Genomic DNA, 15,518 nt, shown 5'->3' on the forward strand with positions numbered 1-15,518 from the left:
ACCTGGTTTCCGGCTAGGCCGGAACCGGCAATCCCAGAGGATTACTCGGCAGCCGGGGTCTCGGTAGCGGCCGGGGTTTCGGCAGCGTCAGCAGCCGGGGTTTCGGTCGCGGCCGGGGTTTCGACAGCCATCGCGTCTTCGGTGACGGCGGTGGTGTCGGCTTCGGTGGCGGCTTCTTCAGCCGGCTTCGAGCAAGCGGCGGTGGCGAGGGCGAGGCCGGCGACGGCGACGAGAGCGATCTTCTTCATGGTCATTTCCCCTATCGGCCGGTCAGGGCCGGTAATGAGCAAAGCGCGTTATTTTGAACTCCCTGCCGCCAACGCGCTTTCGAATCACGGCAGGAATGTGGCAGCCTCTAGCAGACAGATTGCGGCACCTGCAAAGGTTTCGTGACGATCTGCCCAAATTTCACCACAATTTTTGCCGGCTCCCTCGGCAGACATGCGGGGCGTGGCCCAATGCGGGTCAGGCGAAGGCGGAAAAGTTGGCGCGGGCGCAAGGCTCTGGTATCGCGGCGCTCCCGCCTGCCGGAGACCGTAAGCCGATGAACGTCCTAGCCTCACCTGCCCAGCTGCGCGCCAGCTTCCTGCGCTGGGCGCTGTTCATGGTGCCGCTGGTGCTGCTGATCGGCTTTGCCGCAGGGCAGCTCGGCGGGCCGGACACGCCGTGGTTCGCCGGCCTCGTGAAGCCTGCCATCTATCCGCCGCCCGCCGCCTTCGGGATCGTGTGGAGCGTGCTCTTCGTGCTGATCGGCCTCGCGCTGGCGCTGGTGGCGAGCGCCTGGGGCGCGCACGGGCGCGGGGCGGCGCTGGTCGCCTTCGCGATCCACTTCGTCATCACCCAGAGCTGGACCGCGGTGTTCTTCGGGATGCAGGACATGTTGGCCGGGCTGATGGTGCTGGGCGTCGGGATCGCGAGCCTCCTTATCGCGCTGGCGCTGGTGGCCCGGGTGCGGCGCAGCGCGGCGCTGCTGCTGCTGCCCTATCTCGGCTGGCTGTGCTTTGCGGGGGCGCTCAACTACCAGTTCATCGCCGCCAACCCCGACGGCGGCCCGCAGGACGCCAGCGGCGCGGCGACCGAGGTCGAGTTCTGAGGGAAGTGCCGACGGGGCAGGCTCAGATCGGACTGTTCCAACCTTGAGTGTGGCGGAATCTCGGACGGCGTAGCACGTCCGCAAGGCCAACCGGCCGCCCGCAGCGACGCGACCTTCAGGTCGTGAGAGCGAGGAGGGTGCTTGCACTTCGCTGCAAGCGCCCCCAAAAAGAAAGAATGCAGAGCCAGAACCCGATCATCGCCGACCTCGTCAAACTCGCCAACAGCGCCGCCGGGACGATGGCGGGCATGACCCGCGAAGCCCGCGAAAGCGCGCGCGAGCGGATGCGCGAGGCCTTTGGCGGCATCGACTTCGTTTCCCGAGAGGAATTCGAGACGGTCAAGGCGATGGCCCAGAAGGCGCGCGAACAGGCCGATGCGCTCGAGGCGCGGCTCGCGGCGCTCGAGGCGAAGGCCAAGGGCGAATAGCCTGCTCTCCCCCGCGCGGGATTGCGTGCGCGGGGCGTTTCACTAATCTGCCGGGCTTTCCGACCGCTGTGCATCCGGGGGCCTTCACGCATGATCCGTTTCTCCTTCCTCGCATCCGCTGCGGCGCTCGCCCTGTGCGCCGCGCCGTCTTTCGCCCAGGACAAGGCCGAAAGCTTCGGCGGGGCCAAGGGCGCGGACCTTTCGATCGAGGCGATCGAGCCCGATGGCGGCGCGGTCACGATCGGGCGGGCGGGGGAATATCCGGCCGACATCGCCCGCTTCCTGCTGGCCGGCGGCGCGGGGGCGGCGCGGCTTTCGCCCGATGGCTCGCAGATCGCCTTCGCCTGGGACGTGACCGGCCAGAGCGAGCTGTGGATCATGCCCGTGGCGGGCGGCCAGCCGCGCCAGCTCACCTTCCGCACCGGCGTCGGCGCGCCGGTCTGGACGCCTGACGGCACATCGCTGTTCTATTCCGCCGACCGCGACGGCAACGAGCAGCCCGGCTATTTCACCATCACCGCCGACGGCGCGCGCGAGACCGCGATCCTGCCCGCCCAGCGCGGCGATTTCCGCGCCTTCGGCGATTTCGCGGCCGACGGCAGCTACATCTACGCCTCGACCGCGCGCGGCACCGGCGTGTTCGACATCTATCGCGGAACGCTGGCCGGGGCGAGCGAGCTGATCGTCCAGTCGGAACTCGGCCTTGTCGCCCAGTCGATCTCGCCCGACGGCAAATATGCGCTGGTGACCGACATCGTCGGCGAGGATGCCGACAACCTCTACCTGCTCGACCTCACCACCAAGGCGATGAAGCCCGTCGCCAGGCCGCCCGTGGAGCAGCGCGCCAGCCACACCTTGGGCGGCTTTGCCTGGACGCCGGATTCGGCCTCGGTCTATTTCTCCAGCAACGAGGGCCGAGAATTCGGCGCGCTCACCCGCTACGACGTGGCGAGCGGCAGGCTGGAGGTCGTCGCCCCCGGCGCGCCTGCCGGGGCCGATGTCGAGAATGTCGAGCTGTGCGGCGCGGACGGCCGATACCTGCTGTGGACCGAGAACCGCGACGGGTTCGACACGCTCAAGGGCTGGGACCGGACCGCCAACCGCGCGCTCGCCATGCCGCAGCTGCCCGAGGGCAAGTATCGGCTCGATTGCGAGGGCAGCCCGGCAAGGCTGCTGGTCACGGTCAATGGCTGGGCGACGCCGGGGGCGATCTGGATCGTCGATCCGGCAGGCGGCACCGCGCGCGAGGTCTTCGCGCCCAATCTCGCGGGGATCGATCCCGCCCGCCTGATCCGCCCGCAGGTGGTGCGCTACAAGGCGCGCGACGGGGTGGAGTTGCAGGGCCTGCTCTATCTTCCCGCCGGCGCAAAGCGCGGGGCCGGGGCGCCGCCGGTGCTGTTCGACGTCCACGGCGGGCCCTCGGGCCAGAGCGCGGCGAATTTCGAGCCGGTCGCCCAGTATCACGCCGGGCGGGGCCTTGCGGTGTTCCAGCCCAATGTGCGCGGCTCGACCGGGCTGGGGCGGACCTATTCGACGCTCGACGACCGCGAGAAGCGGCTCGATTCGGTGCGCGACCTCGTCGATCTGAAGGCGGCGCTGGCGAAGGACGGGCTGATCGACGGCAATCGCGCTGCGGTGATGGGCGGCTCCTATGGCGGCTACATGGTCAACGCCGTGCTCGCCGAATATCCGGGCGAATTCGCCGCCGGGGTCTCGCTGTTCGGCGTGGCGGACTGGATCACCGCGCTCGAAATCGCCAGCCCCGCATTGAAGGCCGCCGACCGGATCGAATATGGCGACATCACCGAGCCGAAGTGGCGCGAGTTCTACAAGGTCAATTCGCCGATCCGGAAGGCCGGGCAGATCCGCGTGCCGGTGCTTTATTCGCACGGGGTGATGGACCCGCGCATCGACATCTACGAGACCGAGGTGATGGTGAAGACCCTGCGCGCGAACGGCATCGAGGCGCCCTTCATCCGCATTCCCGACGAGGGCCACGGCTGGCGCAAGCTCGCCAACCAGCTGTTCTATTTCCGCAAGCAGGCCGAGTTCGTCGAGCAGCAGCTGGGGCTCGGCGCCGGGGAATGAGCGGGCGGGCATGAGCCAGCGCGCCGCGGCGATCGTGCTCGCCTCGCGCCAGCAGGGCGAGACGGGCGCGATGGTGCGCCTGCTGACCCCCGATCTGGGGCTGGTCGCGGCCTATGTCGCGGGCGGACGCGGGCGGCAGATGCGTGCGGTGATGGTGCCGGGCAACCGTGTCGCGGCGGAGTTCACCATGCGGCCCGGGAGCCAGCTGCCCTTTGCGCGCCTGGAGCTGGAGCACTCGCGCGCGGCGCTCATCACCGAGCCGCTGCCCGCGTCTGCGATCCAGTGGGCCTGCGCGCTCACCGCGGCCGCGCTGCCCGAGCGCCAGCCCTACCCGGCGCTCCACGCCGCGCTCGACGCGCTGCTCGAGGCCATCGCCATCGCCCCCTCGGCGCGGGGCTGGGTGAGCGGGCTTGTCGCCTACGAGACGCTGCTGCTGAGCGAGCTGGGCTATGGCGGGCAGGCCCCGCCGCCCGCGCCCGACTGGGCGGGGCAGATGGCGCAACTGGCAAGCCTCGGCAAGCGCCTCGCGCACTACCTGCTTGCAGGGCCGAAAAGCGATGTTATGGGCGCGCGCAAGCTGCTGACCGAGCGGCTCGAGCGCATGGGGTGACAATGAAGATCGCAGTTCTGCCCGGTGACGGGATCGGCCCCGAGGTCACCGCCGAGGCGGTCGCCGTGCTCGAGATGCTGGGCCTGCCGGGCCTGACGCTGTTCACCGGCGATGTCGGCGGGGCGGCTTGGCATCGCCACGGCCACCCGCTCCCGCAGGAGACGCTGGACATGGCCCGCGCGGCCGACGCGATCCTGTTCGGCGCGGTCGGCGATCCGTCTTGCGACGCGCTGGAACGCCACCTCAGGCCCGAACAGGCGATCCTCGGCCTCAGGAAGGAACTGGGCCTCTTCGCCAACCTGCGCCCGGCGCGGGTCTTCGCGGGGCTGGAGCGCCTCTCGCCCCTGCGCGCCGACATCGCGGGCGGGCTCGACATGCTGATCGTGCGCGAGCTGACCGGCGACGTCTATTTCGGCGCCAAGGGCCGGCGCGAGACCGAGGCGGGCGAGCGCGAGGGCTGGGACGCCATGTCCTATGCCGAGCACGAGGTGCGCCGCATCGCCCATGTCGCCTTCCGCGCGGCGCAGGCGAGCGGCCAAAAGCTCACCAGCGTCGACAAGGCCAACGTGCTCGAAACCAGCCAGCTGTGGCGCGACGTGGTGGTGGAGGTCGCCGCCGACTATCCCGGCGTCGCGCTCGACCACATGTATGTCGACAATGCCGCGATGCAGGTGGTGAGCCACCCCGACCGCTTCGGCGTGGTGCTGACCGGCAACCTGTTCGGCGACATCCTCTCCGACCTCGCCAGCGCGGCGGTCGGCTCGATCGGGCTGCTGCCATCCGCCTCGCTCGGCGAGCGGCAGACGGAATTCGGCACCTTCGGCCTCTACGAGCCGATCCACGGCTCCGCCCCCGATATCGCAGGCGCCGGCAAGGCCAACCCGATGGCGACGATCCTTTCCGCCGCGATGATGCTGCGCCATTCCTTCGGCCGCGAGGCCGAGGCGGCGCGGATCGAGGCGGCGGTGGCGAAGACGCTCGCCGACGGCATCCTCGGCGGCGATCTCGGCGGCAGCCACGGCACCGCCGCGATCGGCGCCGCGGTGCGCGAACGGCTCTGACGCGGCCCGGGGGCCTTGCGCGTTATGGTTTATAAAGGATTATGGTGCACATGGAGGGCATGGAAAAGCCCTTCTTCCTGCGCGCCGACGCCTGCGAGGACGACCTCGCCGAAACCTGGCCCGTGCCCGCCCCCATGACGCTCGATCTCGCGATCATCCTGCCCACGCTCAACGAGCGCGGCAACCTTGCCCCGCTGGTCGAGCGGATCGACCGCGCGATTCGTGACGCGGCGCGCTGGGAAGTGATCATCGTCGACGACGATAGCAAGGACGGCACGGCCGACGAGGCCCGCGCCCTCGCGCTCGCCGATCCGCGGGTGCGGGTGATCCAGCGCATCGGCCGCCGGGGCCTTGCCAGCGCCGCGATCGAGGGCTTCTGCGCCACCGCCGCGCCCTTCGTGGCGGTGATGGACGCCGACCACCAGCACGATCCCGCGCTGCTGCCGGGGATGCTCGCCGCGCTCAAGGCCGGCGAGGCCGAGATCTGCGTCGCCAGCCGCTTCGCCGAAGGGGCGAGCACCGCCGAATGGGCCGCGCCCGAGCGCGAAAAGCTCTCGACCTACGCCAACGCCATTGCGCGCAAGATCACCGGGGTCGAACTAAGCGACCCGATGAGCGGCTATTTCATGCTGTCCGCCGCCACCGCCCGCGCGCTCACGCCGCGGCTTTCGGCGATCGGCTTCAAGATCCTGCTCGATCTGCTCGCGACCGCCGACGAGCCGATGAAAGTGAAAGAATTCCCCCTGAACTTCGCCGCCCGCCGGGAAGGAGAAAGCAAGCTGGACCGCGCCATTCTGTTCGATTTCCTCGCCGGGCTCTACGACAAGACCCTCGGGCGGGTGATCCCGACCCGCTTCGCCCTGTTCGGCACCGTCGGCGCGCTGGGCGTGGTGGTGCACTTCGCGGTGCTCTCGGTGCTGCTCTTCGCGCTGGGGGAGCGGTTCTCCATCGCCCAGACCGCTGCCGTGCTGGTGGCGATGAGCTTCAACTTCTGGCTCAACAACTGGCTGACCTACCGCGACAAGCGGCTGGTGGGCTTCGTCCCGCTGCTGCGGGGCTGGCTCGGCTTCATCGCGACCTGCGCGGTCGGGGCCTTCGCCAATGTCGCGATCGCGACCTTCATGGAAGGCCAGGGCGTGTTCTGGGCGCTGTCGGCGCTGGCGGGGATCGTGGTCGGCTCGGTGTGGAACTACGCCCTGTCGAGCCGCTTCGTGTGGGGACGTTTCTGACCTAAACTTCGTCTTTGCGAGGAGCGCAGCGACGAAGCAATCCATGGCCCGGACCGCGAATTTCCAGCCCGCCGTCTACATGATGGCCAACCACAAAGGCGGCACACTCTATGTCGGCGTGACCTCGGACTTGCCGCAGCGCGCATGGCAGCACCGTGAAGGCGTGGCGGAAGGCTTCACCCGGCGATACGGCTGCAAGCGTCTGGTCTGGTTCGAACTGCACGCAACCATGGAATACGCCATCACGCGCGAGAAGCAGATCAAGAGCGGTTCGCGGGCGAAGAAGATCGCGCTGATCGAGGCGGAGAATCCGGAATGGCGCGACCTGTTCTTCGGATTAAACGGTTAGGCCATGGATTGCTTCGCTGCGCTCGCAATGACGGACCGTGGGTCTCTCCTCACCACCATCCCGCCAGCCACATCCAGGTGACGAAGCTGTTCGGCCCCTTCAGCGGCAGGGCGGCGATGATCGGGAAGAAGAAGGCGAAGACCGCGGCCGAGGCGGCGGGGATGCCGCAGGCGATCCAGGTGCCGTAGGGCAGGCGCCTCAGATCGCTGCACGCCAGCGCGAGGGCCGCGAGCAGGAAGAAGCTCGGCGCGAAATAGTGGTAGTAGAACTGCACCGGCTTGGGCGCGACGAGCCACAGGCCGAGGCTTGCCGCATAGCCCAGCGCCGCCGCCAGCCGCGCCGGTTCGCGCCGCCACGCACCCGCGACAAGGCACCACGCCAGCGCCGGCAGGCCCAGCCACATCGTCAGCGGATTGCCCACCAGCAGCACCCCGCGCTGCGCCCCGTCGACGACCTCGTAGAGATACCAGATCCCCCGGGTGTTCAGCACCCATTGCGGCCACTGGCTCATGTAGCGGTGCGGGGTCATGAGCTGGCTCTGCAGCTCGAAGATCTCGCGGTGCAGCCCGATCAGCCCCTTCTCCGCGAGCGGGGAGGGGTGGAGATACTCGGCCAGCCAGTAGCCCGGGATGAAGGTCGCGGCATAGACGGAAAGCGGCACAATCCCGAGCCACACGAAGGCCTCGACGAGCGTGATCCCCGGCACCGGCGCGCCGCGGCGGCTGAGGAACAGGCGGCGGCGTCCGGCGGACAGGCGGGCGAGGAAGAAGGTGATCCCCGGCAGCATTGCGAGCGATATCGCGTTCCACTTCGCGCCCAGCGCGGCCCCGATGGCGATGCCGGTCAGCGCGAGGCGCCAGCGGCCCTGTTCGGGCTGCGCGCAGGCGGCGGCGAAGTTCCACGCGGCGCTCGCCAGCGCGGCGATCATCACCATGTCGAGCATGGCGATGCGGGCATGGATGAAGAGGTGGAAGCCCGTCGCCAGCAGCACGCCGAAGGCGAGGGTGGCGAAGCGGTCGCGGCTGGCGTGCCACAGCGCCCGCAGCGCCGCGAAATAGGCCAGCACTCCGGCAAGCCACGGCACCACCCGCCAGCCGAGCGGATTGTCGCCGAACACCGCCATGCCGAGCGCGATCAGCTCCTTGGCGAGCAGCGGGTGCTCGCGGTTGCGATAGGCCCCGTGCCCGCCCTCGATCAGCGCGAGGATCTCGCGCGCCGCGGGGACGTAGTGGACCTCGTCGAAATATTCGATCGAGGGGATGCCGAGCCGCCAGCCGGTGAGAAGCGCGAAGAGGCCGGTCAGCGCGGCGATCCACGCCAGCGGATCGCGCGGGCGCGGCGGCGGGGTGGCGGCGGGGGAGAGGGTCGCTTGCGCCTCGGCCATGACGGGGCTGGCGCTTAAGGACGGCCAGCCCCGCGGGCAAGCGCGATTATGCGGGCGCGGCCTGCTTTGCGCCGTCCTGTTCGAGCCAGAACAGCCGCGCGGCCATCGCCAGCAGGCCGATGCTGGCGGTGGCGAGGACGAAGGCGGTCCATGCCGGCACGTTCATCCCCTGCGCCCGGGCACGCGGCAGGATCAGGAAGAAGGCCACGCCGAGCGAGAACAGCAGGTCCCACCACACCTGCACGCCCCACAGGTTGCCGGTGTGGTTGAGGATCACCGGGAACACGCCCTCGCTGGCGATGGTGACGGCGGTGAACCCGGCAAAGCCCGCCGAGAGGGTGCCGGCGAGCAGCGCATTGCCGGGCTCACCGGGGCGCAGCGCGATCATCAGGATCGCGGCGACCCCGGCGAGAAGCCCGCCACCGGCGAGCGCGAGAAAAGGCGTAAGGCTTTCGGGCATGGCGGGAAATCCTCCGTTATGTAGCGAATGCTACACACGCTTGTAGCAAGCCCTCCCGGCCGCTACAAGCCCGCCATGGCGCCCCGCGCGAAAAAGCCCCCGATGTCGAAGGACAGCCTGCTGCCCCTGCTCTTGGGGCATGTGCTCGCCCACGGGCTCGGCCAGGCGAGCCTGCGCCCGCTTGCCAAGGCGGCGGGCACCTCGGACCGGATGCTGATCTACCACTTCGGCACCAAGGAGAAGCTGATCGCCGATCTGCTGTCCTTTGCCGCAGGGGTCTATGCCGCGGGGCTCGAGGCGGTGATCACCGCCGATGCGCGCCCCGCCACGCGCGCCGCGCTGCTGGCGCGCATCCTCGAACAGAACGCCGCGCCCGAGGCCCAGCCCTTCATGCAGCTGTGGTGGGAGATCGTCGGCGGCGCGGCGCGCGATCTTCCCGGTTTCCGCCCGGCGGCACGGGGGATGGTGAACGAGCTGCTCGTCTGGCTCGAAGACAACATGCCCGCGGGCGATCCCGATCCCGCAGGCGGCGCGCGGCTGCTGCTGACGGTCATCGAGGGCACGCTGATGCTCTCCTCGCTCGGCCACGCGGATACGGCGCGCGAAGGCCTGCTTGCGGGCGGGCTGCTGGCGTCCTAGAGACGCGCCCCATGAAGAAGACCACCGGCATGGACCGCGCCGCCACCGCGCGCTGGCGCCCCGCAACAAGGGCGCTGCGCGGCGGCACCTGGCGCTCCGAACACGGCGAGACCAGCGAGGCGCTGTTCCTCACCTCGGGCTACACCTACGACGACGCCCAGACCGTCGCCGACCGCTTTGCCGGCGAGGCGGTGGGGATGACCTATTCGCGCCTCCAGAACCCCACGGTCGCGATGCTCGAGGAGCGCATCGCCCTGATCGAGGGGGCCGAGGCCTGCCGTGCGCAGGCGAGCGGCATGGCGGCGATGACCGCGGCGCTGCTGTGCCAGCTTTCGGCCGGCGATCACGTCGTCGCCGCGCGCGCCGCCTTCGGGAGCTGCCGCTGGCTGGTCGATACCCTGCTGCCCAAGTTCGGCATCGCCACCACCGTCATCGACAGCGCCGACAACGCCGCCTGGGAGGCCGCGATCCGGCCCGAGACCAAAGTGTTCTTCTTCGAGACCCCGGCCAACCCCACGCTCGACATCGTCGATCTCGCCTACGTCTGCGGCCTCGCCAAGGCGCACGGGATCACCACCGTGGTCGACAATGCCTTCGCCTCGCCGGTGCTCCAGCGCCCGATGGAATTCGGCGCGGATGTGGTCGCCTATTCCGCGACCAAGCTGATGGACGGGCAGGGCCGCGTGCTGGCGGGCGCGATCTGCGCCAGCCGCCAGTGGATCGACGAGGTGCTGATGCCCTTCCAGCGCAACACCGGCCCGACGCTCTCGGCCTTCAACGCCTGGGTGGTGATGAAGGGGCTGGAGACGCTTCCCTTGCGCGCCTTCGCGCAGAGCCGCAGCGCGGTGGCGCTGGGCGAATTCCTCGAGCCGCGAGTGACGAAGGCAGGCGGGCACCTGCTCCACCCGGGCCTCCCGAGCCATCCGCGCCACAACCTCGCCCTCGCGCAGATGGATGCGACGGGGCCGATCTTCGCGCTAGACGTCGGCACCCGCGCGCGCGCCTTCGCGATCCTCGACGCGCTGCAACTGATCGACATCTCGAACAATATCGGCGACGCCCGCTCGCTGATGTGCCACCCGGCCTCGACCACCCATGCCGGCCTCACCGAGGAGGCGCGCGCCGAGATGGGCGTGACCGAGGGCCTGCTGCGCATCAACGTCGGGCTGGAGGACCTCGAGGACCTCACCGAGGACATGGACCAGGCGCTCGCCGCGGCGGGCATTTGAGGATCACCCGACATGGCAAACCGCGTTGAACTCGTCTTCGATTTCGTCTCCCCCAACGCCTACCTGATCTGGTGGCCGCTGCGCGAACTCGTCAACCGCTACGAGGCGAGCCTTGATGTCGTGCCGGTGTTCCTCGGCGGGATGCACAAGCTCACCGGCAACGCCCCGCCGATGATCCGCGACAGGGACGTGAAGGGCAAGAACGAATACGCGATGCTCGAGATGGAGCGGTTCATCGCGAAGCACGGTCTCACCCGCTACCGGATGCATCCGCAGTTCCCGTTCAATTCGATCCTGCTCCAGCGGATGCTCTACGCCGCCGACCAGGACGGGCGCGGGGTGCAGTTCGCCGAGAGCCTGCTGCGCCCGATCTGGGAGGAGGGGCTGGACATTTCCTCGCCCGAGGCCGTCGGCGCGGCGGTGAGCGCGGCCGGGTTCGATGCCGCCGACCTCTTCGCCCGCGCACAGACCGACGAAGTGAAGCAGGGCCTCGCCGCCAACACCGACGCGGTCGTCGCGCGCGGGGCCTTCGGCATCCCGACGATGTGGGTCAATGGCACCGAGATGTTCTTCGGCAAGGAACGCCTCGGCCAGATCGAGGATCTGCTCAGCCGCGGATGATCCGCCGTCCCGGCGCGCAAGCCCCTTGCCTTTGCCATCCCAAATCATAGGCTTGGCGAATCAGGGGCTGACACAGGGGCAGGGGCGCGTGCGGGGCAATAACGGATTTTTCGTGCGGGCGATGCTCGCCGCAGGGCTTGTGTCGGCCGCCGCCACGGCAGGCGCGCAGGAGACCGCGCCGGCGCCCGCCGCCGCACCCGCCGAGCGCGAGGCTCCGCCCCCGCTCATCCCCGCCAGCAAGTTCGCGGGCCGCCCGTCGTTCTGGGACACCAGGCTCTCGCCCGGTGGCGGCCTCTTCTCCTTCGTGCGTCAGGGGGCGGACGCCGCGCAGCTGATCGTCACCGACATCGCCTCGGGCCAGGTCGTGCGCGGCTGGGCGACCGACCCTGCCGACGAGCTCGAATGGTACCGCTGGGTCACCGACGACAAGCTGCTGCTCTCGGTCTCCACCCCGGGCTCCTTCTTCGGCGAGGAGGTGCGCTTCACCCGCATGATCCTGGTCGAGATCGGCACCGGCGAGCTGACCCGCCTGTTCAGCCGTTTCGAGGAAGTGGTCGAGGGCGACAACGTCATCCACATCGCCGAGGACGGGTCCTACATCCTCGTCTCGATCCAGAAGTCGATCTACGACTACCCCTCCGTGATGCGCCATGAGCTTGCCCCTCGCGGCAAGATCACCACGGTGCAGACCTCGCGCGAGGGGGTGTGGAACTGGGTCGCCGACGACAAGGGCGTGGTGCGGATGGGCACCGGCTGGAACAGGGGCAAGCTCAACGTCTACTACCGCCCCGACGGTGCCAGCGAGCTGGCGCTGATCGCGCGGATGAAGGAGGACGACAAGGAGGGCTACTGGGACGCGCTCCAGGTGATCGGCGGTTCGGACGAGGGCTATGTCCTGTCCGCCGGCGAGAACGGGCGCGTGGGCCTCAGGCGCTTCAACTTCGCCCGGCGCGAGGCGGTCGAGACGATCTACGAGCATCCCGAATGGGACATCGACAGCGTCACCCTGAAGCAGGGCAAGCCCTTCGCCGCCTTCTACACCGCCGATCGCGACGAGGTGCACTGGTTCGATCCCGCCATCGCGAAGGAGCATCGCGCGCTGCAGAAGGCGCTCGGCGATACCGAGGTGTGGGTGGTCAGCCGTGCGGAGAACAATGCGAAGATGCTGGTCTATGCCGGCAACGAGAGCGATCCCGGGGTGCTCTACCTGTTCGATCCCGTGGCCAAAAGCCTCAAGGAGATCTCGCAATATCGCCCGGAGGTCGATTTCCAGGCGCTCGCGCGGCCGAAGCCGATCCAGTACACCGCCCGCGACGGGACGATGATCCGCGGCTACCTGACCCTCCCGCGCGGGCGCGCGGCCAAGGGGCTGCCGCTGATCCTCATGCCTCACGGCGGGCCTTACGGCATCCGTGACAAGCTCGAATACAACGACGAGGTGCAGCTCCTCGCCAATCGCGGCTATGCCGTGCTCCAGCCCAATTTCCGCGGCTCGGGCGGCTATGGCGGGGACTTCTTCGAGAAGGGCGAGGGCCAGATCGGGCGCGCGATGCAGGACGACATCGACGACGCGATGGACTGGGCCGTGAAGGAAGGCATCGCCGATCCGGCGCGGGTCTGCGTGGTGGGCGGATCCTACGGCGGCTATGCGGCGCTGTGGGCGGTGCTGCGCAATCCCGAACGCTACCGCTGCGCGGCGAGCTGGGCCGGGGTGACCGACTGGGCGAAGCTGCTGCGCTACGACCGGCGCTATCTCACCAAGCGGGTCAACAAGTGGTGGTCGGCGCGGGTGCGCGGCGAGGACGGGACCGCGAATCTCGACGCGGTTTCGGCCTATCGGACCGCCGGCCAGCTTTCGCGCCCCGTGCTGCTTGCGCATGGCACCAAGGACCAGCGCGTGCCGCTGAGCCAGTACAACATCTTCGAGAAAGCCGCCCGCACCGCCCCGGTCCCGCCGCAGACGCTGGTGATCAAGGGCGAGGGCCACTCCTTCTCCAAGCCCGAGAATGCGCAGGCCTGGTTCGAGGCGCTCGAGGGCTTTCTGGCAAAGCACAACCCGGCGGACGGGGCGCCTGCCGCACAGGTGGCCGCGGCGGGCGAGTGAGCGGGGTCTTGGCTGGCGAGGGAATGAACAGCAAACATCGTGACCGGCTGAATAGCGGTTTGGCGCTGCGAACGGCACAGGCGGTCCACGATCCACACCGCAACACCTCCCGCGCTCACCCCGCCGTCACCTCCTCCAGCGGCACGTCCATCACCGGATAGCGCCGCCAGTCCTTCCAGTCGTAATGCCACCATTCGTTGGGCAGGGGCACGAAGCCCTCGGCGACCATCCAGTCCTCCAGCATCCGGCTGAGACGCAGCGCCTCGGGCGGGGCGGCGGTGTTGGAGCGGTAGGCGGCGGGGGTGAAGTCGTCGTAGGGGCTGGGCATGGCGACCTCCACGCCATCGCGGTGCAGCGAGAGGTCGATCGAACAGCCGCGGTTGTGGCGTGATCCGGTTCTGGGGTCGGCGACGAACTCGCGCTTGTCGGGCGGGGTCTGGTCCCACATCGCTTTCGTGATGCGCCAGGGGCGGTAGGCGTCGAAGACGAGGAGGCCGTAGCCCGCAGCCTCGGCGCGGGTCTGGACGCGGGAGAGCGCCTCGGCGACGGGCCGCTGCGCCACCGCGCGGGGAACCGGGTAGAGCACCCGGCCCATGAAGTTCGCCGGCGTCGCATAGCGGATGTCGAACCTGAGGCGCGGATCGAAGCGTGCGAGGTCGACCAGGTCGGGCGTCGCGGTCGCCTGCGGATCGACCGGCGGGGCGAGGGCAGGGGCGGAAGGGCCGGTCAGCACGCGCGGCGCGCAGGCCCCGAGCCAGCCGGCAAGCAGGCCCGTGCCCGCCGCCCGCAGTGCCCCGCGCCGCGAGATCGGCCCGGTCGTCTCCATCCTCATCGCCATGCCTCTCCTCCTGCCCGGACAACGCATAGGCCGAACGCCCCGGCGCGCCCATCGCAAATCGGCGGACCTGCCGTGATACAGCGGTGGTTAAGCGCGTTGGGGGTCTTGTGAGCGCATAAAGAATCGCTAGTTTCGGAGGCGACATGAAAGAATTCTTCCAGCATGCCGCCACCACCGACGGGGTCACCGTCCGGGTCGCCGTCAACTACCTGCCGGAGCAGTCGCATCCGGAGGCGGGCAAGTGGTTCTGGGTCTATCACATTCGCATCGAGAACGGCTCGCACGAGGCGCTGCGCCTGCGCACCCGGCACTGGCGGATCACCGACGGGCGCGGGATGGTGAACCATGTCGACGGGGAGGGCGTGGTCGGCGAACAGCCGTTGCTCACCCCGGGGCAGAGCCACGACTACGTCTCGGGCTGCCCGCTGACGACGCCGTTCGGATCGATGGAGGGCTTCTACACCTTCGAGCGGGCCGACGGTTCGCCCGCGGAGGTGCGCATCCCCTTCTTCCCGCTCGCCGCGCCGGAGACGGCCGAGGGGCGCTCGCCCCGCTGACCCTTGCGGTGAGCCGCGCCGCGCCCTAATCGGCGAGGCGTGAAGCGCACGCACCTCCCCCTCAACGCCCTGCGAGTGTTCGACGCCGCCGCGCGGCACCTCTCCTTCACCCGCGCCGCGGACGAGCTCGCCGTGACCCCCGCCGCCGTGGGCCAGCAGATCCGCGCGCTCGAGGACGTGCTCGGCGTCGTCCTGTTCCGCCGCACCTCCAAGGGCCTCGAATTGACGCCCGAAGGCGAGGCCGGGCTCGATCCCCTGCGCGAGGGCTTCCTCCGCTTCGAGGAGAGCGTTGCCGCGATGCAGGCGGGGCAGGCCTCCGACCGATACACCATCGCCGTCCCGCGCGAGTTCTACGCCGAGTGGCTCGCCCCCCGCCTCGCCGTGTTCCAGGCCGGGACCCCGGGGGTGCAATACATCCTCGCCCCCGACGAGCATGCCGATTTCACCGAGGCGAACCTCGATCTCGCGATCCGGCTGGTCGACGGGCCGGGGGACTGCGAGGGCATCCAGCTCGCGCCCGCCCTGCGCGTCACGGTCGCTGCGCCCGAGCACCGGGATGCGTGGATCGACTGGCCCGGGATGCCGCTGCCCGAAGGCGTGGACCCCTGCATCAAGGCCGGCTCGCCCGGCCAAGCGCTCGCCTCGGCGCTGGCGGGCATGGGGCGCACGGTCCTGCCGCTGGCGCTGGCCGAGGCCGCGATCGGGCAGGGGCGCCTCGTCGCCGCCGGCGAGCCCGAACCCGCGATCCGTTCCTACTGGCTCCTCGCCCCCGCGCCGCAATGGCGATCAAAGAAGGTCCGCGCGCTGGTCGCCTACCTTGCGGGATAG

17 protein-coding genes are annotated in these 15,518 nt (G+C 69.6%); 13 read left to right on the forward strand and 4 right to left on the reverse strand.

All coding sequences use genetic code 11. The features are described 5' to 3' along the window. Positions 1 to 41: 41 nt before the first annotated feature. The gene (locus ACMX37_RS05850) at positions 42 to 254 is read right to left on the reverse strand and encodes a hypothetical protein (protein ID WP_483147944.1); all 213 of its coding nucleotides are present in this window, start codon (positions 252 to 254) and stop codon (positions 42 to 44) included. A gap of 290 nt (positions 255 to 544) precedes the next feature. Here ACMX37_RS05850 and ACMX37_RS05855 point away from each other — a divergent pair, with 290 nt between their 5' ends. The 7 genes from ACMX37_RS05855 (at position 545) to ACMX37_RS05885 (ending at position 6,858) form a co-directional block, all read left to right on the forward strand. After that, positions 545 to 1,093: a TspO/MBR family protein gene (locus ACMX37_RS05855; RefSeq protein ID WP_483147945.1), complete on the forward strand. Its 549-nt coding sequence runs from the start codon at positions 545 to 547 to the stop codon at positions 1,091 to 1,093. Between the two features lie 176 nt (positions 1,094 to 1,269). Continuing rightward, positions 1,270 to 1,521: an accessory factor UbiK family protein gene (locus tag ACMX37_RS05860; RefSeq protein WP_088914667.1), complete on the forward strand. Its 252-nt coding sequence runs from the start codon at positions 1,270 to 1,272 to the stop codon at positions 1,519 to 1,521. A 90-nt stretch (positions 1,522 to 1,611) separates the two neighbouring features. Continuing rightward, positions 1,612 to 3,609, forward strand: a complete 1,998-nt coding sequence (locus ACMX37_RS05865) for a S9 family peptidase (RefSeq protein ID WP_483147946.1) — start codon at positions 1,612 to 1,614, stop codon at positions 3,607 to 3,609. Positions 3,610 to 3,619: 10 nt separating this feature from the next. Continuing rightward, positions 3,620 to 4,219 carry a DNA repair protein RecO gene (gene recO / locus ACMX37_RS05870; protein ID WP_483147947.1) on the forward strand — a complete coding sequence of 200 codons (600 nt, stop codon included), beginning with the start codon at positions 3,620 to 3,622 and terminating at the stop codon, positions 4,217 to 4,219. 2 nt (positions 4,220 to 4,221) lie between these two features. Then, the gene (leuB, locus tag ACMX37_RS05875) at positions 4,222 to 5,280 is read left to right on the forward strand and encodes a 3-isopropylmalate dehydrogenase (RefSeq protein WP_483147948.1); all 1,059 of its coding nucleotides are present in this window, start codon (positions 4,222 to 4,224) and stop codon (positions 5,278 to 5,280) included. Between the two features lie 134 nt (positions 5,281 to 5,414). Continuing rightward, positions 5,415 to 6,509, forward strand: coding sequence for a glycosyltransferase (locus ACMX37_RS05880; RefSeq protein WP_483148371.1), 1,095 nt, complete (start codon positions 5,415 to 5,417; stop codon positions 6,507 to 6,509). A 43-nt stretch (positions 6,510 to 6,552) separates the two neighbouring features. Continuing rightward, a complete protein-coding gene (locus tag ACMX37_RS05885) occupies positions 6,553 to 6,858 on the forward strand; it encodes a GIY-YIG nuclease family protein (protein ID WP_483147949.1) in 306 nt (101 codons plus the stop codon). Positions 6,859 to 6,907: 49 nt separating this feature from the next. Here ACMX37_RS05885 and ACMX37_RS05890 read toward each other — a convergent pair whose 3' ends face one another. After that, positions 6,908 to 8,242, reverse strand: coding sequence for a phospholipid carrier-dependent glycosyltransferase (locus ACMX37_RS05890; RefSeq protein ID WP_483147950.1), 1,335 nt, complete (start codon positions 8,240 to 8,242; stop codon positions 6,908 to 6,910). 46 nt (positions 8,243 to 8,288) lie between these two features. Then, positions 8,289 to 8,702, reverse strand: a complete 414-nt coding sequence (locus ACMX37_RS05895) for a hypothetical protein (protein ID WP_483147951.1) — start codon at positions 8,700 to 8,702, stop codon at positions 8,289 to 8,291. A gap of 75 nt (positions 8,703 to 8,777) precedes the next feature. Here ACMX37_RS05895 and ACMX37_RS05900 point away from each other — a divergent pair, with 75 nt between their 5' ends. The 4 genes from ACMX37_RS05900 to ACMX37_RS05915 all read left to right on the forward strand — a co-directional run bounded on the left by ACMX37_RS05900 (position 8,778) and on the right by ACMX37_RS05915 (position 13,295). After that, positions 8,778 to 9,341 carry a TetR/AcrR family transcriptional regulator gene (locus tag ACMX37_RS05900; RefSeq protein WP_483147952.1) on the forward strand — a complete coding sequence of 188 codons (564 nt, stop codon included), beginning with the start codon at positions 8,778 to 8,780 and terminating at the stop codon, positions 9,339 to 9,341. 11 nt (positions 9,342 to 9,352) lie between these two features. Further along, positions 9,353 to 10,570, forward strand: coding sequence for a trans-sulfuration enzyme family protein (locus ACMX37_RS05905; protein WP_483147953.1), 1,218 nt, complete (start codon positions 9,353 to 9,355; stop codon positions 10,568 to 10,570). 12 nt (positions 10,571 to 10,582) lie between these two features. After that, a complete protein-coding gene (locus ACMX37_RS05910; RefSeq protein WP_483147954.1) occupies positions 10,583 to 11,191 on the forward strand; it encodes a DsbA family protein in 609 nt (202 codons plus the stop codon). Positions 11,192 to 11,279: 88 nt separating this feature from the next. Beyond that, positions 11,280 to 13,295, forward strand: coding sequence for an alpha/beta hydrolase family protein (locus ACMX37_RS05915; protein WP_483147955.1), 2,016 nt, complete (start codon positions 11,280 to 11,282; stop codon positions 13,293 to 13,295). A 115-nt stretch (positions 13,296 to 13,410) separates the two neighbouring features. On the opposite strand, the gene ACMX37_RS05920 is transcribed toward ACMX37_RS05915, so the two are convergent. Next, positions 13,411 to 14,133 carry a M15 family metallopeptidase gene (locus ACMX37_RS05920; RefSeq protein WP_483147956.1) on the reverse strand — a complete coding sequence of 241 codons (723 nt, stop codon included), beginning with the start codon at positions 14,131 to 14,133 and terminating at the stop codon, positions 13,411 to 13,413. Positions 14,134 to 14,276: 143 nt separating this feature from the next. Here ACMX37_RS05920 and apaG point away from each other — a divergent pair, with 143 nt between their 5' ends. Continuing rightward, a complete protein-coding gene (gene apaG, locus ACMX37_RS05925; RefSeq protein ID WP_088914656.1) occupies positions 14,277 to 14,690 on the forward strand; it encodes a Co2+/Mg2+ efflux protein ApaG in 414 nt (137 codons plus the stop codon). A 39-nt stretch (positions 14,691 to 14,729) separates the two neighbouring features. Next, entirely contained in the window at positions 14,730 to 15,518 is a 789-nt protein-coding gene (locus ACMX37_RS05930; RefSeq protein WP_483147957.1) for a LysR family transcriptional regulator, read from the forward strand.

It is taken from the genome of Porphyrobacter sp. THAI-01a, from assembly GCF_056868655.1.